Below are 20,200 nucleotides of genomic sequence, written 5' to 3'. Positions count from 1 at the left end.
CGCCCTCGCCGCGATTCCGTGATGGCACCCCATGCAGGCGCAAGCCGCGCCTATTCAACCGAGGGCGGTTCCGGAACGGGGCCGAGCAGCCGGGCGGCCTGTTGCAGGGTGCGATCCACCAGCTTGCGGGTTTCGCCGGAGAGGCCGGGGCGGATTGCTTCGAGGTGCATGGCGCCTTCGCGGATCCGGGTTTCGAGCCGGGCGCGGGCGCTGGCCACGTCGTTGCGCCGCAGATCGGCCAGCAGCGCCATCTCCGTCTGCAGGCGGTTGGCCGCGGTGAAGGCGGCCGCGTCCACGTAGCTGTCGCTGAGCAGGGTGAGGCTGGCGAAGAAGGTCACCAGGGCACCGAACACGGCCCCCAGCACTGCGCTCAGAACGTAACCCCATGGATGGCGAATGGCGGGCGGCATCGACGGGCTCCTCAGGTGGTCAACAGCTGGTAGAGGCCGATCAGGGCCCCGGCCACGGTCAGACAGAAGGCACAGGCGAGCACGATGCGCAGCCCCTGCGGCAGGGCGCGGACTCTTTGCAGCCAGGACACGCGCTCACCCCTCCCCGCCCAGGAAGATGTCCTTGTAACCGGCGTAGATCGAGCCGATCAGCACCGGCCACAACACCAGCCAGCCGAGCATGAAGGGGATGGAGGCCAGGATCGCCAGCACTAACAGCACCAGACCATAGATCAGGAAGGGCAGAACATTGCGCAGACAGCCGCGGAAGCTCAGGCCCAGCGCCTCGGTCACGCCCAGCGTCGGATGCAGCACGACCAGCGCCGGCGCGAACCAGAACAGCATGGCCACCGGGATGGCCACCAGGGCCACCACCAGCAGCATCAGCAGCATCCCCACCGCATCGGGCGGCACGGCGCCCGGGCTCATCGCGCCGCTTTCGAGTCCCTGCATGGCATTGAGCATGTCCCGACCCATGCCGAAGGTCATCATCAGCGCCATGGCCACCACGAAGATCAGGATGGTGGCCAGAAGGTTGAGCGCCCCCACTGCCACCAGCCGCCCGGTCTGCTCCCGGAAACCGGCGAACACGTGGGCCACCTCCAGCGGCCGGCCCCGATCCTGATCCCGGCAACCCAGGATCAGGCCGCCCATGAACACCGGCCCCACCAGATAGGACGCCAGCGACAGGATCGGCACCGTGCCGAGAATGATCATGATCACCAGGAAGATGATGATGTTGAGAATCCATACCCACGGATCCTGCCTGAACAGGCGGAACCCCTCCCCCAGCCAGCGGGAGCCATGTCCCGCCGGACAGGCGCGCGGGGATGGCAGCAGTTCCGCGCCCGGATTGGGTTCCGTGCGCTGGGGGGCAAGGGGCGAATCACTGTCGTGCATGTGCGATCTCCATCATTGTTGTCGTTGTTGTCCGTCCTGACTGCGCCGGCGTCGTCGAACCGAGTCTAGCCACAAAGTCCGCAAAAGGCCATTCGCCCGGCGGATCTGCTATCCTGCGCCCCTTCCGTTCGCCGTTCGCTGTCCCATGCCCGAAGGTCCCGAAATCCGCCGCGCCGCCGCCCTGCTGGACGCGGCCCTGGCCGGCCGCGTCGCCAGACGCCTCACCTTCGCCCGCGCCGATCTCCAGTCCCGCGCCCGAGCGCTGGAAGGCCGCCGCATCGTCTCGGTGCGGGCCCGGGGCAAGGCCATCCTGACCCGCTTCGAGAACGAGCGCTACATCTACAGCCACAACCAGCTCTACGGACGCTGGCAGGTGAGCGAGGACGGCCGCCAGCCCGACAGCCGCCGCAGCCTGCGGCTGGCCATCCACACCGGCGGGCCCGCCGCCTTTCTCTACAGCGCCTCCGACATCGCGATCCTGACGCCCGCCGAGCTGGCCGCCCATCCCTATCTCGCCCGGCTCGGCCCGGACCTGCTCGATCCGCGGGTGGACGAGGCCACGGTGCTCGCCCGGCTGGAGGAACCCCGCTTCGCCCGCCGCGGCCTGGTGGCGCTGCTGCAGGATCAGCGCTTTCTGGCCGGGATCGGCAACTACCTCGCCGCCGAGATCCTGCACCACTGCCGCCTCCATCCGGCCGCCCGGCTGCGGGATCTCGACAGCGATCACCGCCAGGCCCTGGCCGACGCCTGCCTGGCCCTGCCCCGCCAGTCGCTGGCCACCGGCGGCATCACCAACACCCTGTCGCGGGCCGCCGCCCTGCAGCAGCGGGGCGCCCCCTTCGAGGCGGCCCGTTTCCTGGTCTACCGGCGCGCCGGGCTGCCCTGCTACCGCTGCGGACGGCCCATCGAAAAGGCCCGCCTCGTGGGCAAGACCACCTACTGGTGCCCCACCTGCCAGGGCGGAGACGCCTGACGCCATGCTGCAGTTCGACGACGTTGCCCTGCGCCGCGGCCCCCGCCTGCTGTTCGAGGGCGCCGGCTTCCGCCTGCATCCCGGCCAGAAGGTGGGCGTCACCGGGGCCAACGGCTGCGGCAAGTCGAGCCTGTTCGCCCTGGTGCGCGGCGAACTGGCCGCCGACGCTGGCCGCGTGCGCCTGCCGGCCGACTGGACCCTGGCCCACGTGGCCCAGGAAACCCCGGCGCTCGACACCCCGGCCCGCGACTACGTGCTCGACGGCGATGCCGAACTGCGCCGCCTCCAGGCCGCGCTGGTCGAGGCCGAAGCCCGCAGCGACGGCGACGCCCAGGCCCGCCTGCACGAACGGCTCGACGCCATCGACGCCTGGTCGGCCCCGGCCCGTGCCGCCCGCCTGCTCAGCGGCCTGGGCTTCGCCGAAGCGGATCACGGGCGTCCGGTGAAGGCCTTCTCCGGCGGCTGGCGCATGCGCCTGAATCTGGCCCGGGCGCTCATGTGCCGCTCCGATCTGCTGCTGCTCGACGAACCCACCAACCACCTGGATCTGGAAACGGTGATCTGGCTGGAAGGCTGGCTGCAACGCTACCGGGGCCTGCTGCTGCTCATCTCCCACGACCGCGACTTCCTCGACCGGGTGACGGACCATATCCTGCACATGGCGCAGGGGCGCGTGCGTCTCTACACCGGCAACTATTCCGACTTCGAACGCCAGCGCGCCGAACGGCTGGCCAGCCAGCAGGCGGCCTTCGAGAAACAGCGGCGGGAAATCGCCCACATGCAGGCCTTCGTGGCCCGCTTCCGGGCCAAGGCCACCAAGGCGAAACAGGCCCAGAGCCGGCTCAAGGCCCTGGAGCGCATGCAGAAGATCGCCGCCGCCCACGTGGACTCGCCCTTCCGCTTCGCCTTCCCCCCACCGGCGCAACTGCCCCGGCCCCTGCTGGCCCTCGACCACGTCGCCTTCGGCTACGGGGAAACGGATCTGCTGTGCGACGTGAACCTGACCCTCAACCCCGGCGACCGCCTCGGCCTGCTCGGCCCCAACGGCGCCGGCAAGTCCACCCTGATCCGCCTGCTGGCCGGCGAACTGACGCCCCGCCGCGGAAGCCGCCAGGCCGCCCGCCATCTGGCGCTCGGCTACTTCGCCCAGCACCAGCTCGAACAGTTGCGGGCCGCCGACTCGCCCCTCATGCACCTGCAACGCCTGGCGCCCGACGCCCCCGAACAGCGCCTGCGCGACTTCCTCGGGGGCTTCGGCTTCGGCGGTGATCGGGTTCTGGAGCCGATGGCCCCCTTCTCCGGCGGCGAGAAGGCCCGCCTGGTGCTGGCCCTGCTGGTCTGGCAACGGCCCAACCTGCTGCTGCTCGACGAGCCCACCAACCACCTGGATCTGGAAATGCGCCTGGCCCTGACCACCGCCCTGCAGGATTTCGACGGCGCCCTGGTGGTGGTCTCCCACGACCGCCACCTGCTGCGCAGCGTCACCGATCGCTTCCTGCTGGTGCATGCGGGCCGCGTCAGCCCCTTCGACGGCGATCTCGACGACTACCGCCAATACCTCCTCGAACGGGAACGGGACACGCCCTCCGCCACGCCCCCGGCCCCGGCCCCGTCCGCCAACCGCCGCGAACAGCGCCGCCGCGACGCCGAACGCCGCCAGCGCAGCGCACCGCTGCGCAAGGCCATAAACGACCTCGAGCAACGGCTTGAACGCCTGGAAGCCGAACGCGCGGAACTGGAAGTCACCCTCGCCGATCCCGCCCTCTATGAAGACACCAACAAACCCCGTTTGCTCGACCTGCTGGCCCGCCAGGCCGATCTGCGCCGGGAAATCGAGGCCGTGGAGGCGGCATGGCTGGAAAAGAACGAGGCGCTGGAAGGAATGGAGGAAGCCTGAGCCTCAACGGTCGCGGCGAGGCAGGTCAGTGTAGGCGCGGCGCAAGCCGCGACCTGCACAACGACCGGCATCACCTACCCGACATGGCGGCTCCGCTGCGCTTGAGCCGTATATGGTCTCCTCCCGTTTTGCAAGACGTTGTACCAAACTTCGACAGGGACAGGATTGCGCTCGTATATCCGGCCTGTTTGTGAGGCTTTTTGCGCCTCTGGCCTCGATGAGATCTGCGCGTATCGTCCTAATCGCCCTAGCGGCTTGTCCCAGCCTACGGCTCAAGCAGGTTTTCGATACGCCGGTCTGACCTGTTTGTCATCGCTCGCCACAGCGTCTTCGCAATCGTCGGCAGGCTAACTCTCCAAATCGTTCCTCGCGGGCCCTGCCCGCCTTCAGACCGGGCGGTAATCCGCCCGGTATTCCGTCTTGTTCCTCAATACCGCCCACCCCATCCGGGCCATCTTGTTGGCCAGCGCCACCACCGCCTTGTTGTAGCCGCGCTCCGCCCGGATCCGGTTGATCCAGCGGCTGAGCCGGTCATCCTTCCCCGCCGCCGCCTTCACCACCGACCGCGCTCCATGCACCAGCAGACTGCGCAGATAGCCGTCTCCCCGCTTGCTGATCCCCTGCAGCCGTTCCTTCCCTCCGCTACTGTGTTGGCGGGGCACCAGACCCAGGGATGCGGACACATCCCGTCCCCGCCGCCAGGCCCGGCCGTCGCCGATCTGGCTGTAGAAAACCGGCGCCACCACCGGCCCGTAACCCGGGATCGCCCGCAGCCGCTTCACCGCCTCGTTCCGGCGGCTGTAGCCTTCCAGTTCCCGGGTGTAAAACGCAATGTGCGCGTCCAGCTCCTGAAACCGCCGGTAACTCTCCCACAACAGCTGCCGAAACCACTCGCTCAGGCCATTCTCCGCCTCCGACAGCACCTCCGGCAGGCGACGCCGCAGCGTATTCACCCCCTTGGGCAGAACAATCCCGTATTCCCCCAGCAGACCCCGTATCTGGTTGACCAGCGCCGTGCGGTCCGCAAGACAGCGCTCGCGCAGACGGTGCAGCGCCTGGATGTCCTGCTGCTCCGGTGTCTTCACCGACACAAACCGCATTTCCGGCCGCACCACCGCTTCGGCTATCGCCAGCGCGTCGTTGTAATCGTGCTTGTTCCCCCGCACAAACGGCTTCACGTACTGCGGCGGAATCAGCTTCACCTCGTGGCCCAGTGCCTGCAGCTCCCGCGCCCAGTAGTGGGCGCTCGCGCAGGCTTCCATCCCCACCAGGACCGGCTCCAGGTTCGCAAAATACGCCAGCACCTGCCCTCGCCTCAGCATCCGCTTGCGCACCACCTTGCCCCGCTCGTCGCAGCACACCACGTGAAACACGTGCTTTGCCAAATCCAGTCCAACCGTCGTAATCTTGCTCATGGTCTCCTCCTCCTTCTTCGATGGATGGTGAAGTGCTTCCATCTTGGCGCATCGTGACGCCGTTTTTAAGGGGGGGAGGAGACCATCTCATCGCCCTACGCAATCCTGAATAGCTCGCTCGCCCTGTAGGCGCGGCGCCCCCGCCGCGATGAACGATTCAACCATCAACCCATCTGTTGTACCGCCACCGGCAGATCCCCAAACCCCGGCAGGGCGGCGATCCGCCGGCGCAGATCCCGGGCGCGGGCGGGAAAGCGGGTGAAGGCGCCGATGGCGTTGTCGTAGGCGGGCAGGGTGAGGCGCAGGCGGCTGGCGAACTCGCCGCGCAGCCTGCGGTAGGCCAGGCAGGCGCTGTTGCGCAGATCGGCGGGGGCGACGAAGTTCATCACCAAGAGCCCGTCCTCGCCAAGATGCCGGCACAGCAGGCGGCACCAGCGGGGGTTGGCCGGCACCGCGCGCACCGGTTCGCCGTCCCGTTCGCCGAACAGATCGTCGATCACGAGATCGAAGGGCGGGCCGGAATAGGCTTCCAGCCAGGCCACCGCATCGGCCTCGATCAGCTCGGCCATCACCGGGGTGACGCCGAAGAAGCGCCGCGCCACCTGCAGGTGCACCGGATTGAGCTCCACGCCCGTGATGGTCTCCACCGCCAGGTGGCGGCGGATCTGGCGGATCACCGTGCCGCCGCCCACGCCTAGCACCAGCACCCGGCGCACCGCCCCCGGCGGCGCCAGCAGCGCCGGCAGCCACAACAGGTCCCAGATCCCCCCGGCCTGCGCGGCCTGGGGCCGGTACTGGCTGTGGAACACGCCGTCGGTGTACAGCCGCCGGGTGCGCCCGGCGCTGCGCACCTGATAGCACACGCCCCCCTGCCGCTTTTCCCAGAGTATGGCCACGCCGGTTCCTCAGCCCGTCGTCATGCCCGGCGACTGCCGTGGCAGCGCAGTTCGAAGGCGTTGTCCTGTCTGCACCCTCACCCCGACCCTCTCCCTGAGGGAGAGGGCGCCCTTCGTTGGCGCACCTTCATCCCGGCAGAAATGACGAACCCCCTTTGTAGGCGCGGCGCAAGCCGCGATAATCGAAGAACATCGGTTTCGCATCACGCCGAATCGGGCAGCGCCATCTGCCAGAAGGCATGATCCTTGTTCAGGAACTCGTCGTAGGGAATGTAGTGGGAACCGTCGCAGGAGAAGGTGAGGCCGACGATCCCGTTGAAGATGTTGAGGGTGCCCGAGCGCAGGTAGAACATTTCGTCCATGAAGCGCAGGGTGCGGAAGCCGTCGAGGATCGGGCGGACGAGCCCGGCGGGCACGATGGCGTCCTTCGGGTAGGGGGTGCGCGGGTAGGCCAGGCAGATGTCCGGGTCCACGAGCTGATCCATGTCCAGCAGGCGGTAGCGGTACGGGTCGTCGTACAGCCAGATGATGGCCCGGCTGGAGGAGAAGTGCAGGATGATGTGGAAAACGCCCCGGTCGGTCATCAGCTCCTCCACCACGCTGAGCACCGTGTCCATGTTCCGGTCCATGAGGCTCTCGACCCGGGTCTGATGGAACACCGTGCCGCGGATGGACGGGTCGCCCTTGATCTGCCGCCAGTAGCGCGGTTCCTCGTAGAGTTCCTTGGTCAGGGGCAGTTCGCGCAGATCGAAATCGGCGCCGATGAAGCCGAGCACCCGGCCCGTGTCGTTGCGCACCACCTGAATGGCGGTGAGCGAGGGGCGCTTCATGCGCATGCTGATATAGGTGCCCGAGAGCAGGAAGCCGTCGGCCGGCACCGCCTCCTTCATGTAGGGCCGCTGCGAACGATCCCGCCGGTAGTCCCCGGTGAGGATCCCTTCCTTGCTGATGTTGTCGCTGAGCTGGATGCCCTCGGTGTTGAGCGCATACAGATACTTGCAGTAGGGCACCTTCGGCAGCGCGCCCTGCAGCACTTCGTCGAGGCGCACGCGGTCGGGCCAGACCTTCGCCGCCTCGGCGGCCACGTCCTGGAGCGGTTTCCTGAGCAGTTCGGTGAGCATGGCCCGCTGGCGGGCGATGCTTTCCTGCAGGGTGTCCCGGGGTTGATCCATCGTCTGGTTCCGTCATCGACAATGCAGGCAAGTTTACCCCCGATGGCCTGTCCGGGTCATGACCGGCTTGGCTTTTGGCCTGTGCTATATTGCACAGCATGTCGCTGCCCGATCGGGAACAACAGATCCGCCAATCGCATGCCCTGCTCATCCGCCAGGTGGTGAAGGCCTGCGCCAACCGCGACGCGCTGCCCACCCTGGAAGGGATGCTGGAGATCGCCGGGCAGCAGGGCTGGACCAACCTGGTCACGGCCATCCGCGCCATCCTGGCCGGCCAGCGCGACGAGCGCGTGCTGGCCGGCCTCGACGCCGAGGACATGGTGATCGTGCGCAGCATCCTCGAAGGCCTGCAGAACCCCGCCAGCCTGCCGGAGCCGGCCGAGACCGCCCAGCCCGAGATGGCCGCCCCCGGCCTGGCCCGGATGATCCACGCCGCCGCCACCGGCGACGCCGAAGCCCTGCAGGCGGTGGCCTTCATGGCCGAGCAGATGACCGCCACCCACGGCGACCTGCGCCGCCTCGGCGGCCAGCTCAAGCGCCTGGTGGACGGCGAACGGGCGCCGGAAGTCCTCTGCGCCGGCATGAGCCAGAGCGGCCGGCAACTCGTGCACAACCTGCTGGAGGAACTGGCCCGGCTCGAGGCCCACTGAGCCCGGCTTGCCCCGGTTGCCAAGCCCGCAGGCATTGATTAGTCTGGAAGTATTCCAGCACCCCGCCAAGAATCCCGCCGGGCGTCAAAGCTGTTCCCAACGTGCGCCCCGATCCGCGCCGATTGCTTAATCTTTGACCATTTGCCATCATGGAAACCGTCCACACGGCGGCTTCACGGCACGTCTGACCGGAATCCGCGGGACGCCAAGGGATGAACGAATCGATTGCACAATCCCTGCTGGCCTCGCTGCAGCACCCGGCGCTGCGGGACGCCACCGACACCCTGCTGCTGGTGCTGGATGGGGAGGGGCGGATCGTGCTGTTCAACCGCGCCTGCGAACTCTCCACCGGCTATCGCCAGGCCGATCTCCTCGGCCAGCCCTTTCGCACCCTGATCGCCCGCAACCAGTGGGAGAACGTGCGCCGCGCCCTCGCCGGCCTGCCCGACGACGCCCCCGGCACCCATCTCGCCACGCCCTGGATCGGCAAGGACGGCCATGAGCGCTACATCCAGTGGTCGGCCTGCCTGCTGGAGGCGGCCGCGGGCGAGGCCCGGCGGATCATCATCACCGGCATCGACATCACCGGCTATCGGGAGACCCTGCGCAGCCGCCTGGACGCCGACAGCCGCTACCGGGCCCTGGTGGAAACCAGCGCCGAGGTGATCTGGGAATTCGACACCGACGCCGTCTACCGTTACGTCAGCCCGCGGGTCACCGACGTCCTCGGCTATGCGCCTCATGAAGTGATCGGCCGCAGCCTCTACGCCTTCGTCAGCCCCGCAGAGGCCGAGCGCCTGCGGCCGCTGATGGCGGAGCTGTTCCGCCGCCGCGAGCCCTTCCAGCACTTCATCAACCATCGCCGCCACAAGGACGGGCGCGAGGTGATCCTCTCCTGCTCCGGCGTGCCCTTCTTCGACAACCGCGGCGAACTGCTGGGCTATCGCGGCATGTCCCGCGACGTGACCGAACTGCAACGGGCCGAGGCGCGCCTGCGCGAGAGCGAGGAGCGCCTGCGCCTGAGCCTGGAACTGGCCGGCATCGGCGCCTGGGACTGGCACCTTCCCTCCGGGCGGCTCTACTGGTCCGACAACGTCTGGCGCCTGCTGGGCCATGAGCCCGGCGATCTGGTGCCCGACTATGCCACCTTCCTTGCCTGCGTCCACCCCGAGGATCGCGCCGGGGTGGAAGCCGCCGTGGCGCGCTGCCTCGAAACCGGCGAGCCTTACGACGTGGAACACCGGGTAGTGCGGCCCGACGGCACGGTGCACTGGGTGCGCGGCGTGGGCAACCTGCAGCGGCGGGACGGCGAGCCGGAGCGGATGCTGGGGGTGTTCATGTCCGTCGACGCCCGCAAACGGGCCGAACGGCAGCTCCAGGCCTCGGAGCGCAAGTACCGTTTCCTGGTCGACAACGCCGCCGACGCCATCGCCCTCATCGACGAAACCGCCACGGTGGTGGAAGTGAACCGCCAGGCCTGCCTGCTGTTCGGCCATTCCCGCGAGGAGATGATCGGCCAGCTCGCCTTCAACTTCTCTCCCCCCGCGCGCCGCGAACGGCAGCTCGAACTCTTCCATCAGGTATTGCAAAGCGGCGGCCCCGTCACCGAGGAAACCTGGGTCCGCAACCGCAACGGCCTGGACGTGCCGGTGGAAATGCGCGCCACCCGCCTGCACCTGGAGGAAGGAAGCCTGGTCCAGGTCATCATTCGCGACGTCACCGAGCGCCGGGAACGGGAAGCCGCCCGCCTGGCCCGCGAACGCCGCCAGCGCGACGCCCTGGTGCGCGAGGTGCATCACCGCATCAAGAACAACCTGCAGGGGATCCTGGGGCTGCTGCGCAACCAGGCCTTCGGCAATCCGGCCCTCACCGCCGGCCTCGAGAAGATCATCCAGCAGGTGCAGTCCATCGCCCTCATCCACGGCATCCACGGCCAACGCCCCGACGGCGCCCTGCTGCTGTGCGAACTGCTGCCGGCGCTGCTGCGCAGCATGCCCGGCTATCCCCAGGGCCACCGCGGACACGAACTGGCGCGCGAGCAGGACCACGCCCTGGCCATCCGCGAGGAAGAGGGCGTGGCCGTGGCCCTGATCCTGGGCGAGCTGCTGGCCAATGCCGCCAAGCACGCCCGGGATTTCTCGCGCCCCGTGGCCGTGCATCTGCGCGCGGCCCACGGCCAGGGCGAGATCCGGATCACCTCGCCCGGCGCCCGCCTGCCCGACGGCTTCGACTTCGCCAGCGGACGGCAATGCCACACCGGCCTGGAACTGGTGAAGGCCCTCATGCCCCGCGAGGGGCTCGAACTGGCATACCGACAGACGGAAACGGGCGTGCTCACCCTGATTGGCCTGCGCGCCCCCCTCGTGCAGGCGGCGCCCCTGGATGCCGTCCACCCCCCACCCCACGACAACGACAACCCGACCGACACCCTGACGGGAGATGCGCAATGACCCAGCAACCCACCCTCCTCATCGCCGACGACGACCGGCTGGTGCTCGCCACCCTGGCCAAGCACCTGCGCCAGGCCGGCTACCAGGTGCTCGAAGCCGGCCACGGCGAAGAGGCCCTGGCCCTGTGCGACGAACACCGGCCAGACCTGGCCCTGCTCGACATCCGCATGCCGGGCCTCGACGGCCTGGAAACCGCCGCCGAGCTGCAGAAGACCACCGGCACCCCCTTCATGGTGATCTCGGCCTACGGCAACCCCGAATATGTGGAGCGCAGCATCGAACTGGGCGCCATGGGCTACCTCATCAAGCCGCTGGATCCCACCCAGATCCTGCCGGCGGTGGAAGCGGCCCTGAACAAGGCCGTGGAACTGCGGCAACTGCAGCAGACCACGGAGCAGCTCCAGACCGCCCTGGAGGGCAACCGCACCACCAGCATCGCCGTGGGCCTGCTGATGGAGCGCTGCCACCTGGATCGCATGGCCGCCTTCGAGAAACTGCGCCGCCACGCCCGCTCCGAGCGGCGCAAGCTGGCCGAGGTGGCCGAGGAGGTGGTGCGCTGCGCCGAACGGCTCTACGAAGTGGCACGCAGCAAGACCTGAATGACTTACTATGAATATGGTGTTAGTCTCTTTCTAAACTGTCATGACACCTGGCCGATAAACCCAATCTGACCGGGCGACCGAAAACCCCGTCCCCCTCAGGATCTGGCCATTCCCCGCCAGAAGCGCCTTGGAACCCGGCCCCACCTGCCGGAAAACCCTCGTCGTCAGAAATACCGGAACCTGCATGACCGCTACCGATTCGCACCGTGAAAACCCCGGCTGCCCGGCGCCGGCAGCCGAAAACGATGCCCTGGCGCAGAAACTGCGCTGCGTGGTGGAGCAGACCGCCGACATCGTGCTCATCACCGACGTGCGCGGCGTCATCGAATACGTCAACCCCGCCTTCGAGCGCATCACCGGCTATTCCCGGCAGGAAGCCATCGGCCAAAAACCCAGTATCCTGCGCTCGGGGATCCAGGGCAGGGACTTCTATGCCAACCTCTGGCGCACCATCAGCCGCGGCGACGTCTTTCACGACACGGTGGTCAACCGGCGCAAGGACGGCAGCCTCTACTACGAGGACAAGACCATCACTCCCCTGTTCGACGCCGAAAGGCGCCTCATCGGTTTCGTGTCCACCGGGCGGGACATCACCGAACGCCTGCGCTCGCAGAAGCGCCTGAGCTTCCTGGCCAACAACGATCCCCTCACCCGCCTGCCCAACCGCCGCCATTTCACCGCCATGCTCGAACAGGCGTGCCGGCGGGCCGAATCCCTCGGCCATGCCCTGGCGGTGATCTGCTTCGATCTCGACCGCTTCCAGCTCGTGAACAAGGCCCTGGACACCCCCCGCGCCGACGACATCCTCAAGCGCCTGGCCCAGCGGCTCAGGGAACACCTACGCAGCGACGATCTGCTGGCCCGGCTGGACGGGGATCGCTTCGCCGTCCTCCTTGAAGGCCCCGATGCCGAAGCCGAGGCCCGCATCGTGGCCGAAAAGCTGCGCGCCGTGCTGCAACGGCCCTTCGATGGAGAGGAAGAAGACATCATCCTCACCGCCAGCTTCGGCATCGCCCTGTACTCCGGCGCAGCGGACGGCGATCCCCTCCACCAGGCCGAGGAGGCCCTGCGGGAGATCAAGCGCCAGGGCGGCAACGGCATCGGCTGGTTCGCCAGCGGGCGGGACACCGCGGCCCGCGAACGCCTGTCGCTGCGCAGCCGCCTGCACCGGGCCCTGGAACGGGAGGAGTTCGTCCTCCACTACCAGCCCAAGGTGGACGCGGCAGGCCGGGGGGTGCTGGGGGTGGAGGCCCTGCTGCGCTGGCAGCCGCCGGACGCGGAGCCGGTCTATCCGGACGCCTTCATCCCGGAACTGGAGGAAACCGGCCTGATCGTGCCGGTGGGCGAATGGGTGGTGGCCGAAGCCTGCGCCCAGCTCCGGCGCTGGCGCGACGCGGATCTCGGGCCCTTCACCATGGCGGTGAACGTCTCGGCCCGCCAGATCGGCCGCGGCAAACTGCTGGAGACCGTACAGGAGCAACTGCAACGGCACGGTCTGGCGGCCGCCGATCTGCACCTGGAAGTGACCGAGAGCCTGCTCATCGACGACGATCCCCGCCTCGACGCCATCCTCCACGCCCTGCACGAATCGGGCGTGGCCCTGGACATCGACGACTTCGGCACCGGCTACGCCTCGCTGACCTACCTGCGGCGCTTTCCCTTCCACACCCTCAAGCTGGATCGGCTGTTCACCGCCAACGTCTGCGAACAGCGCGACAGCGCCACCATCGTCTCGGCCGTGGTGCGCATGGCCCAGGGCTTGCACATGCAGGTGGTGGCCGAAGGCGTGGAGACCGAGACCCAGGCCCGTTTCCTGCGCAACATCGGCTGCGACAGCCTGCAGGGGTATCTCTTCAGCCGCCCCCTGCCCGCCGCCGATCTGGCGGCATACCTGCGTGCTGGCGGCCCAAAAACGACGAACCCCGCCTGAGCGGGGTTCGTTTCCAGCACAAAAGCCGGGACGGCCTTACTGGGCGACCACGTTGCTCGCCTGCGGCCCCTTGGGGCCGTTCTCCACGTCATAGGAGACGGCCTGCCCCTCGGCCAGGGTGCGGAAACCCTCGCTCTGGATGGCCGAGAAATGCACGAACACGTCCGCGCCACCATCATCCGGGGCGATGAAGCCGAAACCCTTGGATTCGTTGAACCACTTGACTTTGCCAGTTGCCATGAAAAATACCTTTCTTGAATAAAACGGAGATTGCGTGTTGCAGATGGGTCTTTCGGGACGACTCGAGAGGAAAACCGTGGCGGGAAACTTCTGAAGCAGGCCGGAAAAATTCATTTGCAACAGGATTCATCCTAGCAGCCTTTGCCGGCTTTGCCTATGTGCGGGCAGGATTTTTGTGGCGCTCTTCCCACCGCATCTAGCAGGCTGTTGAAAAACGCTGTTTTTCAACAGCCTGCTAAGGCTGGATCCACACCTCCACCCGGCGGTTGCGGCCCAGGTCACGGGTGTCGGCCACCAGGTTGCAGGCACCGAAGCCGCGCACGTGGTGCACCGTCACGCCCCGCTCCCGCAGCGCCCGCTCCACGGCGTCGGCCCGATCCTCCGACAGGGCGAGGTTGTGCATGGGCAGGCGGGAATCCTCGGAGAAGCCGAACAGCATCACCTTGCGTACATGGTGGTTGCGCTGCAGATAGCGGGCCACCCGGTCCAGATCCCGCAGGGCGCGGCTGTCCAGCCCCAGGCCCTCCCGGCGGAAGCGGAAGTCCACCGACAGGCGGCGGGCGCCGGTGACCAGGCGGCGAAACTCGGGCGGACAGCTCGCCGGCACCACCACGGTCAGCGGCCGCACCACCTGGGCCACGAAGCCGCTGGCCGCCACCACCGCCTGACCGGCGGGGCCGATCGCGTATTCCAGAAAATCCCGCGCCTCGGCGTTGTCCAGCCGCGGGCTGGCGTACAGATACAGGCGGCGGGTCAGGGCATAGCTCTCGGTCTCCACGTTGAAGCGCGAGGGCAGGCGGGCGCTGGCCCGCCCGGCCGCCACCGGCAGGGCCCGGCTCCGGCGCACGTAGGGCAGGCCCACGAAACCGATGGCCCGCGGATCGGCGGCCACCGCGTCGGAGAGCCGCGCGTTGGACTCGAAACGCCGCGCCGAGGCCACCAGCCTGTGCTGCTTGCCCAGCACCAGGTGCCGGAAGGTGTCCCAAGTGCCCGACTTGTCGTCACGCGCCAGCACCCGGATCGGCCCCGGCCGCCCGCCCAGCTCGCGCCAGTTGCGGATCCGGCCCGAGAACACCTGCGCCAGGGTGTCCAGATCCAGGCTCGCCAGGGGGTTGTCGGGGTGCACGATCACCGCAATGCCGTCGAGAGCAATCACCCATTCGGCCGCCGGCCGGCCGAAGTCGCCCAGCGCCGCCAGCCGCACGATCTCCCGGTCCTTGATCGGCCGCGAGGCCATGCCGATGTCCGCCTCGCCGGCCAGCAGGCCTTGAAAGGCAGTGGACGAGCCGTGCGCCGCAATCGGCACGCTCACCCGCCGGCCGTCGGGCAGCCGGCCGCTCACCCGCTTCTCGTTGCGCCCGGTCACCTCCACGCGCAGCGCCGTGGCCTTCAGCTCGTCCCGCAACCAGCGTTCCACCAGCGCCGGCGCCAGGCTCGCACCGATGGTATTCGACCCCTGCAGGCGGAACAGCGTCTCGTCCGCCCCGGCAACGAGGGGCAGCAGGAAAAGCAGCAGAATCGGGCGCAAAGGGGCAAAACGGAGACGGGAAAACATCGAAGGAAAGGGCCTTTTGTTGCGCAATTGTCACGAAAACGACGTTTTACCCGCCATTCATGACAGAACGATGAAATCTCGCCCGAATGGACTACATCGAACGCCATACCCCGCCGCCTGCGTCCGATTCTCATTCCCATTGACATTGCCGGGTAATTCCTGATAAGATTACTCAACTTTTTACCCGAACTACCCTATTGAGGTGCAATACAATGGAAGCAATCGTCAACGGCCAGACCATCAAGCTCTCGGAAGCCGGCTGGCTCGAGAATCTGGACGAATGGAGCGAGGATCTCGCCGTGGAGATCGCCAAAAACGAAAACATCGCCGAACTGACCGATGAGCACTGGGACATCATCCGCACCGCCCGCGAATATTTCCAGGACAACGGCGTGGTCTGCGAGCCCCGCCAGTTCTCCAAGATCATGAAGGAGAAATTCGGCAAGGACCGCAGCAGCCAGAAATACATCTACTCGCTGTTCCCCACCGGCCTCATCAAGTGCGCCAACAAGATCGCCGGCCTGCCCCGGCCCAAGGGCTGCAGCTAACAGACTGTTTCAACAGTCTGCAAAATTAATCGTCTCAAAATGGTTTTACCTGCCGTCCGTAGGGCGATGAGATGGTCTCCTCCCCCCCTTAAAAACGGCGTCACGATGCGCCAAGATGGAAGCACTTCACCATCCATCGAAGAAGGAGGAGGAGACCATGAGCAAGATTACGACGGTTGGACTGGATTTGGCAAAGCACGTGTTTCACGTGGTGTGCTGCGACGAGCGGGGCAAGGTGGTGCGCAAGCGGATGCTGAGGCGAGGGCAGGTGCTGGCGTATTTTGCGAACCTGGAGCCGGTCCTGGTGGGGATGGAAGCCTGCGCGAGCGCCCACTACTGGGCGCGGGAGCTGCAGGCACTGGGCCACGAGGTGAAGCTGATTCCGCCGCAGTACGTGAAGCCGTTTGTGCGGGGGAACAAGCACGATTACAACGACGCGCTGGCGATAGCCGAAGCGGTGGTGCGGCCGGAAATGCGGTTTGTGTCGGTGAAGACACCGGAGCAGCAGGACATCCAGGCGCTGCACCGTCTGCGCGAGCGCTGTCTTGCGGACCGCACGGCGCTGGTCAACCAGATACGGGGTCTGCTGGGGGAATACGGGATTGTTCTGCCCAAGGGGGTGAATACGCTGCGGCGTCGCCTGCCGGAGGTGCTGTCGGAGGCGGAGAATGGCCTGAGCGAGTGGTTTCGGCAGCTGTTGTGGGAGAGTTACCGGCGGTTTCAGGAGCTGGACGCGCACATTGCGTTTTACACCCGGGAACTGGAAGGCTACAGCCGCCGGAACGAGGCGGTGAAGCGGCTGCGGGCGATCCCGGGTTACGGGCCGGTGGTGGCGCCGGTTTTCTACAGCCAGATCGGCGACGGCCGGGCCTGGCGGCGGGGACGGGATGTGTCCGCATCCCTGGGTCTGGTGCCCCGCCAACACAGTAGCGGAGGGAAGGAACGGCTGCAGGGGATCAGCAAGCGGGGAGACGGCTATCTGCGCAGTCTGCTGGTGCATGGAGCGCGGTCGGTGGTGAAGGCGGCGGCGGGGAAGGATGACCGGCTCAGCCGCTGGATCAACCGGATCCGGGCGGAGCGCGGCTACAACAAGGCGGTGGTGGCGCTGGCCAACAAGATGGCCCGGATGGGGTGGGCGGTATTGAGGAACAAGACGGAATACCGGGCGGATTACCGCCCGGTCTGAAGGCGGGCAGGGCCCGCGAGGAACGATTTGGAGAGTTAGCCTGCCGACGATTGCGAAGACGCTGTGGCGAGCGATGACAAACAGGTCAGACCGGCGTATCGAAAACCTGCTTGAGCCGTAGGCTGGGACAAGCCGCTAGGGCGATTAGGACGATACGCGCAGATCTCATCGAGGCCAGAGGCGCAAAAAGCCTCACAAACAGGCCGGATATACGAGCGCAATCCTGTCCCTGTCGAAGTTTGGTACAACGTCTTGCAAAACGGGAGGAGACCATATACGGCTCAAGCGTAGCGGAGCTGCCATCTCGGGATGACACGCTTTGTACCGGCGCCGTTTGTGTCAGCACAATTTTGAGACGTTTAATCTGTGAAAAAGGCGCCTGCGGGCGCCTTTTTCATGTCAGCCCCGGACTACCGGTCTGGCAATCCATCCTCACGATCAATCTTTTCCCCCAGGCGGGCGAGCGCCGGCAGAATCCCGTCCCCCAGCCGGGTGCGGAGGATGCGCAACAGTTCGCCATAGGCCACCTCGGGCGCGGTCGGCCCCGAATCGATGGTCTGGATGCGCTCAAGCAGCCTGCGCAGGGTCTGCGGCGAGCGGGATTCGGCGATCACGGCCTCCAGGGCCTGCTGCTTGCGCCGTTCGAACAGGGCCGGATCTTCCTCGTAGAGCCGGGCCCAGGCTTTCAAGTCCATCTCCATTGCGTTTCCCTCCTTTCAAGGTTCAATGCGGGCCGTTCGCGCCCGAGGCGGGCGGCGCCGGGTCGAATTCGATCCCGAAAATCTCGAACAGCAGGGCCACACAGCCCTCGCAGCCGCACATCTCGAGCGCCCACTGGCGCGCCTCGGCATGTCGGCGCAGGAGGCCGAGCATGCCGATGACGGCGCCATCCAGTTGGCGGGTTCGGGTGAAATCCAGGGTCAGGCGCCGGACCGTGTCAGGCGCCGACTCGTAGGCCTGGCGAAACTGTCGGTAGTGCCGGAAGGCCAGGCTTTCGCCGGGGGCCAGCACCAGGTGATGCCCGTCCTCGGACAGGCTGGTGACGATCGATGACATGACACAACCTCCTTCGCAATCCACGAAATCCTTCGGGAACGAAAAGGCAGGGGTCGGGCCTGGGTGTGACGACATGGCCGGCGCGGGTGCCGGCGGGGCGGACAGGAACGGGGGCCGCCGCGGGGACTACATCCTCACTATCGGAAGGTGGCCGGAAATCTTTAGCCATCGGGAAGGGATTTTTCGTTCAGGCGCCGTTCAGGCCCGCTGCTTCACACTGGACGCCAGACGAACACGAGGAGGACGCCAACATGCACAAGCGTATCGCAACCACTGCCCTCATCCTTTCCACGCTGCTGGCTCTGCCGGCCTGGGCGGATCGTTATGAGGGCGAGGCCATGGGCAGCGTGTTCCGGGATCGCGCCCGGGTGGTGGACGTGAAACCGCTCAAGGAGATCGTGCGGGTGCCGGTGACCGACCGCGAATGCTGGACCGAGGAAGTGGTGCGCCCGGCGCGGCGCGATCCTTCCGGGATCATCGCCGGCGGCATCATCGGGGGCGCGGTGGGCAATGCCATGGGCCGCGGTCATCGCGACCAGGGCATCGCCACCGTGGCCGGCACCGTGCTCGGCGGGGTGATCGGCAACGCCATGGCCGGCAGCCACCGCCCGGCCCGGATCGAGCACGAGCGGCGCTGCCGCGTATCGGAGAAGTATTACGAGGAAGAGCGGATCAGCGGCTACCTGGTCACCTACCGCTACCGGGGCCGGGAGTTCACCCGCGAGATGGATGAACGGCCCGGACGGTATGTGACGGTGCGGGTAGCCGTGGAGCCGGTGGAGGATTGAGGCGCGCGCAGCGCCCCTTCCCTTGCCTCTTGCCTCTTGTCGCTTGCCCCTGGCGTCACGCCGCGCTGCGTCGCCGGGCAACATTGGCCGACTTGCGCGGCGCACCGCGGCGGGCGCGGTTGCCAGGGCGTCCGCCACTGCGGCGCTTCGGCCCGGCAGGCCGCTGGCCACGGGGTTCGGGGCGGGTGGGTTCCAGGCCGTCGATGGTGCGGCGTTCGAGCTTGCGGCCGGTGAGGCGTTCGATGCCGCCGAGCTTGCCCCAGTCGTCGGGGCCGACCAGGGAGACGGCGGTGCCGCTGGCGCCACCACGCCCGGTGCGGCCGATGCGGTGGATGTAGTCCTCGGCAACCATCGGCAGATCGAAGTTGATCACGTGGCTGATCCCCTTGATGTCGAGGCCGCGGGCGGCCACGTCGGTGGCCACCAGCAGGCGGAACTTGCCGCGGCGCATCTGCTCCACGGTGCGCTTGCGGGCATTCTGGCTCATGTCGCCATGCAGGGCGGCGCTGGCGTGGCCGAGGTTGCGCAGCTTCTTGGCCAGACGATCGGCGCCGCGCTTGGTGGCGGTGAAGATCACCGCCTGTTCCAGGGCGTCGTCACCCAGATAGTGTTCCAGCAGGCTGTGCTTGTGGGCGGCATCGTCGGCCTGGTGGATGCGCTGTTCGATGGCGGCATGCTGCTCGTGATTGGCGGCCAGCTTCACGGTGGCGGGATCGCGCAGCAGTTGCCGGGCGATGTCGAGGATCCGCCCTTCCAGGGTGGCCGAGAACAGCAGGGTCTGCCGCGCGGCGGGCATGGCGGCGGCGATCCGTTTGACGGCCTGCACGAAGCCCATGTCGAGCATGCGATCGGCTTCGTCCAGCACCAGCATCTCCAGGCGCGAGAAATCCACCCGTCCGGCTTCCATGTGGTCCATCAGCCGGCCCGGGGTGGCCACCAGCAGATCCAGCGGCTCGCGCAGCAGGCGGATCTGCGGCGGGTAGGCCATGCCGCCCACCACGTTGCCGCTGCGCAGGGACACGAAACGGCCGAGCTGGCGGATGTTGTCGGCCACCTGCATGGCCAGTTCGCGGGTGGGCGTGAGCACCAGCACCCGCGGGCCGTTGCCGGGGCGCGGCGCGGCCGCTTCCAGGCGCTGCAGGGCGGGCAGCACGAAGGCGGCCGTCTTGCCGGTGCCGGTCTGGGCCGAGGCCATCAGGTCCCGGCCGGCCAGCACCACGGGGATCGCCTCGCGCTGGATGTCGGTGGGCGCGGAAAAGCCGCAGGCCTCGATGGCGCGCAACAGGGAGGGATTCAGATTCAGTTCTTGGAATGTCATGCAATAACACCTTCTCCGCCTCGGGGCGGATGCAAAAGTTCAAAAGGCAGGGAACGGCAGAAGGCGGTATTGCACGACGGCTGCCGGGTCACCCGGAACGGTTCGTTGACCGTGTGGACGGTGCCAACCAGCAGACCGGAGAATGATTCGCGGGGGAAGGTCAGAAACGTCGCGC

General features: G+C 67.3%; 19 protein-coding genes. 9 read left to right on the top strand and 10 right to left on the bottom strand.

The genetic code is table 11. The annotated features are described in order from the left end of the window. Window positions 1-50: 50 nt before the first annotated feature. The gene (locus ACZ5BH_RS06755; RefSeq protein WP_464891152.1) at window positions 51-410 is read right to left on the bottom strand and encodes a hypothetical protein; all 360 of its coding nucleotides are present in this window, start codon (window positions 408-410) and stop codon (window positions 51-53) included. Window positions 411-545: 135 nt separating this feature from the next. Next, a complete protein-coding gene (locus ACZ5BH_RS06750) occupies window positions 546-1,349 on the bottom strand; it encodes a BPSS1780 family membrane protein (RefSeq protein WP_464891151.1) in 804 nt (267 codons plus the stop codon). A 145-nt stretch (window positions 1,350-1,494) separates the two neighbouring features. Between ACZ5BH_RS06750 and nei the strand changes: the two genes are divergently transcribed. After that, window positions 1,495-2,322, top strand: a complete 828-nt coding sequence (gene nei / locus ACZ5BH_RS06745; protein WP_464891150.1) for an endonuclease VIII — start codon at window positions 1,495-1,497, stop codon at window positions 2,320-2,322. Window positions 2,323-2,326: 4 nt separating this feature from the next. Continuing rightward, complete coding sequence (locus ACZ5BH_RS06740; RefSeq protein WP_464891149.1) at window positions 2,327-4,219, top strand: ATP-binding cassette domain-containing protein; 1,893 nt, start codon at window positions 2,327-2,329, stop codon at window positions 4,217-4,219. Between the two features lie 386 nt (window positions 4,220-4,605). Here ACZ5BH_RS06740 and ACZ5BH_RS06735 read toward each other — a convergent pair whose 3' ends face one another. The 3 genes from ACZ5BH_RS06735 to ACZ5BH_RS06725 all read right to left on the bottom strand — a co-directional run bounded on the left by ACZ5BH_RS06735 (window position 4,606) and on the right by ACZ5BH_RS06725 (window position 7,702). Further along, window positions 4,606-5,634: an IS110 family RNA-guided transposase gene (locus tag ACZ5BH_RS06735; protein ID WP_464891200.1), complete on the bottom strand. Its 1,029-nt coding sequence runs from the start codon at window positions 5,632-5,634 to the stop codon at window positions 4,606-4,608. Between the two features lie 164 nt (window positions 5,635-5,798). After that, on the bottom strand, window positions 5,799-6,530 hold the full coding sequence (locus ACZ5BH_RS06730) for a spermidine synthase (RefSeq protein WP_464891148.1): 732 nt from the start codon (window positions 6,528-6,530) through the stop codon (window positions 5,799-5,801). A gap of 203 nt (window positions 6,531-6,733) precedes the next feature. Further along, entirely contained in the window at window positions 6,734-7,702 is a 969-nt protein-coding gene (locus ACZ5BH_RS06725; protein WP_464891147.1) for a PDC sensor domain-containing protein, read from the bottom strand. Between the two features lie 98 nt (window positions 7,703-7,800). Here ACZ5BH_RS06725 and ACZ5BH_RS06720 point away from each other — a divergent pair, with 98 nt between their 5' ends. From ACZ5BH_RS06720 to ACZ5BH_RS06705, 4 genes are all read left to right on the top strand, one after another. Continuing rightward, window positions 7,801-8,352, top strand: coding sequence for a hypothetical protein (locus tag ACZ5BH_RS06720; RefSeq protein ID WP_464891146.1), 552 nt, complete (start codon window positions 7,801-7,803; stop codon window positions 8,350-8,352). 212 nt (window positions 8,353-8,564) lie between these two features. After that, window positions 8,565-10,802, top strand: a complete 2,238-nt coding sequence (locus tag ACZ5BH_RS06715; RefSeq protein WP_464891145.1) for a PAS domain-containing sensor histidine kinase — start codon at window positions 8,565-8,567, stop codon at window positions 10,800-10,802. Then, complete coding sequence (locus tag ACZ5BH_RS06710; protein WP_464891144.1) at window positions 10,799-11,401, top strand: ANTAR domain-containing response regulator; 603 nt, start codon at window positions 10,799-10,801, stop codon at window positions 11,399-11,401. The genes ACZ5BH_RS06715 and ACZ5BH_RS06710 overlap by 4 nt, the downstream gene beginning before the upstream one ends. Before the next feature lie 187 nt (window positions 11,402-11,588). Then, entirely contained in the window at window positions 11,589-13,334 is a 1,746-nt protein-coding gene (locus ACZ5BH_RS06705; protein ID WP_464891143.1) for a putative bifunctional diguanylate cyclase/phosphodiesterase, read from the top strand. Window positions 13,335-13,370: 36 nt separating this feature from the next. On the opposite strand, the gene cspE is transcribed toward ACZ5BH_RS06705, so the two are convergent. After that, a complete protein-coding gene (gene cspE / locus ACZ5BH_RS06700) occupies window positions 13,371-13,574 on the bottom strand; it encodes a transcription antiterminator/RNA stability regulator CspE (RefSeq protein ID WP_464891142.1) in 204 nt (67 codons plus the stop codon). 235 nt (window positions 13,575-13,809) lie between these two features. Further along, on the bottom strand, window positions 13,810-15,102 hold the full coding sequence (locus ACZ5BH_RS06695; RefSeq protein WP_464891141.1) for a substrate-binding domain-containing protein: 1,293 nt from the start codon (window positions 15,100-15,102) through the stop codon (window positions 13,810-13,812). 239 nt (window positions 15,103-15,341) lie between these two features. Between ACZ5BH_RS06695 and ACZ5BH_RS06690 the strand changes: the two genes are divergently transcribed. Beyond that, window positions 15,342-15,677, top strand: coding sequence for a TusE/DsrC/DsvC family sulfur relay protein (locus tag ACZ5BH_RS06690; RefSeq protein ID WP_464891140.1), 336 nt, complete (start codon window positions 15,342-15,344; stop codon window positions 15,675-15,677). A 157-nt stretch (window positions 15,678-15,834) separates the two neighbouring features. Further along, window positions 15,835-16,863 (top strand): IS110 family RNA-guided transposase, encoded by a 1,029-nt coding sequence (locus ACZ5BH_RS06685; RefSeq protein ID WP_464891200.1) that lies wholly within the window; start codon window positions 15,835-15,837, stop codon window positions 16,861-16,863. Window positions 16,864-17,273: 410 nt separating this feature from the next. On the opposite strand, the gene ACZ5BH_RS06680 is transcribed toward ACZ5BH_RS06685, so the two are convergent. Both ACZ5BH_RS06680 and ACZ5BH_RS06675 read right to left on the bottom strand, forming a co-directional pair. Further along, window positions 17,274-17,552, bottom strand: coding sequence for a DUF3135 domain-containing protein (locus tag ACZ5BH_RS06680; RefSeq protein ID WP_464891139.1), 279 nt, complete (start codon window positions 17,550-17,552; stop codon window positions 17,274-17,276). Between the two features lie 34 nt (window positions 17,553-17,586). Continuing rightward, window positions 17,587-17,919 (bottom strand): STAS domain-containing protein, encoded by a 333-nt coding sequence (locus ACZ5BH_RS06675; protein ID WP_464891138.1) that lies wholly within the window; start codon window positions 17,917-17,919, stop codon window positions 17,587-17,589. A 251-nt stretch (window positions 17,920-18,170) separates the two neighbouring features. Between ACZ5BH_RS06675 and ACZ5BH_RS06670 the strand changes: the two genes are divergently transcribed. Further along, the gene (locus ACZ5BH_RS06670) at window positions 18,171-18,707 is read left to right on the top strand and encodes a glycine zipper 2TM domain-containing protein (protein ID WP_464891137.1); all 537 of its coding nucleotides are present in this window, start codon (window positions 18,171-18,173) and stop codon (window positions 18,705-18,707) included. A gap of 55 nt (window positions 18,708-18,762) precedes the next feature. Here the strand turns inward: ACZ5BH_RS06670 and ACZ5BH_RS06665 are convergent, their stop codons facing one another. Then, window positions 18,763-20,025: a DEAD/DEAH box helicase gene (locus tag ACZ5BH_RS06665; protein ID WP_464891136.1), complete on the bottom strand. Its 1,263-nt coding sequence runs from the start codon at window positions 20,023-20,025 to the stop codon at window positions 18,763-18,765. Between the last annotated feature and the right edge of the window lie 175 nt (window positions 20,026-20,200).

It is taken from the genome of Thioprofundum lithotrophicum, from assembly GCF_055387065.1.
Note: the sequence above shows the minus strand (reverse complement) of the source record. Positions and strands in the feature narration are given on the sequence as shown.

What these genes read in the sequence shown, in the direction of transcription:
- ACZ5BH_RS06755 (WP_464891152.1), bottom strand. Translation starts at nt 410, where the DNA reads ATGCCGCCCGCCATTCGCCATCCATGGGGTTACGTTCTGAGCGCAGTG.
- ACZ5BH_RS06750 (WP_464891151.1), bottom strand. Translation starts at nt 1,349, where the DNA reads ATGCACGACAGTGATTCGCCCCTTGCCCCCCAGCGCACGGAACCCAAT.
- nei (WP_464891150.1), top strand. Translation starts at nt 1,495, where the DNA reads ATGCCCGAAGGTCCCGAAATCCGCCGCGCCGCCGCCCTGCTGGACGCG.
- ACZ5BH_RS06740 (WP_464891149.1), top strand. Translation starts at nt 2,327, where the DNA reads ATGCTGCAGTTCGACGACGTTGCCCTGCGCCGCGGCCCCCGCCTGCTG.
- ACZ5BH_RS06735 (WP_464891200.1), bottom strand. Translation starts at nt 5,634, where the DNA reads ATGAGCAAGATTACGACGGTTGGACTGGATTTGGCAAAGCACGTGTTT.
- ACZ5BH_RS06725 (WP_464891147.1), bottom strand. Translation starts at nt 7,702, where the DNA reads ATGGATCAACCCCGGGACACCCTGCAGGAAAGCATCGCCCGCCAGCGG.
- ACZ5BH_RS06720 (WP_464891146.1), top strand. Translation starts at nt 7,801, where the DNA reads ATGTCGCTGCCCGATCGGGAACAACAGATCCGCCAATCGCATGCCCTG.
- ACZ5BH_RS06715 (WP_464891145.1), top strand. Translation starts at nt 8,565, where the DNA reads ATGAACGAATCGATTGCACAATCCCTGCTGGCCTCGCTGCAGCACCCG.
- ACZ5BH_RS06710 (WP_464891144.1), top strand. Translation starts at nt 10,799, where the DNA reads ATGACCCAGCAACCCACCCTCCTCATCGCCGACGACGACCGGCTGGTG.
- ACZ5BH_RS06705 (WP_464891143.1), top strand. Translation starts at nt 11,589, where the DNA reads ATGACCGCTACCGATTCGCACCGTGAAAACCCCGGCTGCCCGGCGCCG.
- cspE (WP_464891142.1), bottom strand. Translation starts at nt 13,574, where the DNA reads ATGGCAACTGGCAAAGTCAAGTGGTTCAACGAATCCAAGGGTTTCGGC.
- ACZ5BH_RS06690 (WP_464891140.1), top strand. Translation starts at nt 15,342, where the DNA reads ATGGAAGCAATCGTCAACGGCCAGACCATCAAGCTCTCGGAAGCCGGC.
- ACZ5BH_RS06685 (WP_464891200.1), top strand. Translation starts at nt 15,835, where the DNA reads ATGAGCAAGATTACGACGGTTGGACTGGATTTGGCAAAGCACGTGTTT.
- ACZ5BH_RS06675 (WP_464891138.1), bottom strand. Translation starts at nt 17,919, where the DNA reads ATGTCATCGATCGTCACCAGCCTGTCCGAGGACGGGCATCACCTGGTG.
- ACZ5BH_RS06670 (WP_464891137.1), top strand. Translation starts at nt 18,171, where the DNA reads ATGCACAAGCGTATCGCAACCACTGCCCTCATCCTTTCCACGCTGCTG.
- ACZ5BH_RS06665 (WP_464891136.1), bottom strand. Translation starts at nt 20,025, where the DNA reads ATGACATTCCAAGAACTGAATCTGAATCCCTCCCTGTTGCGCGCCATC.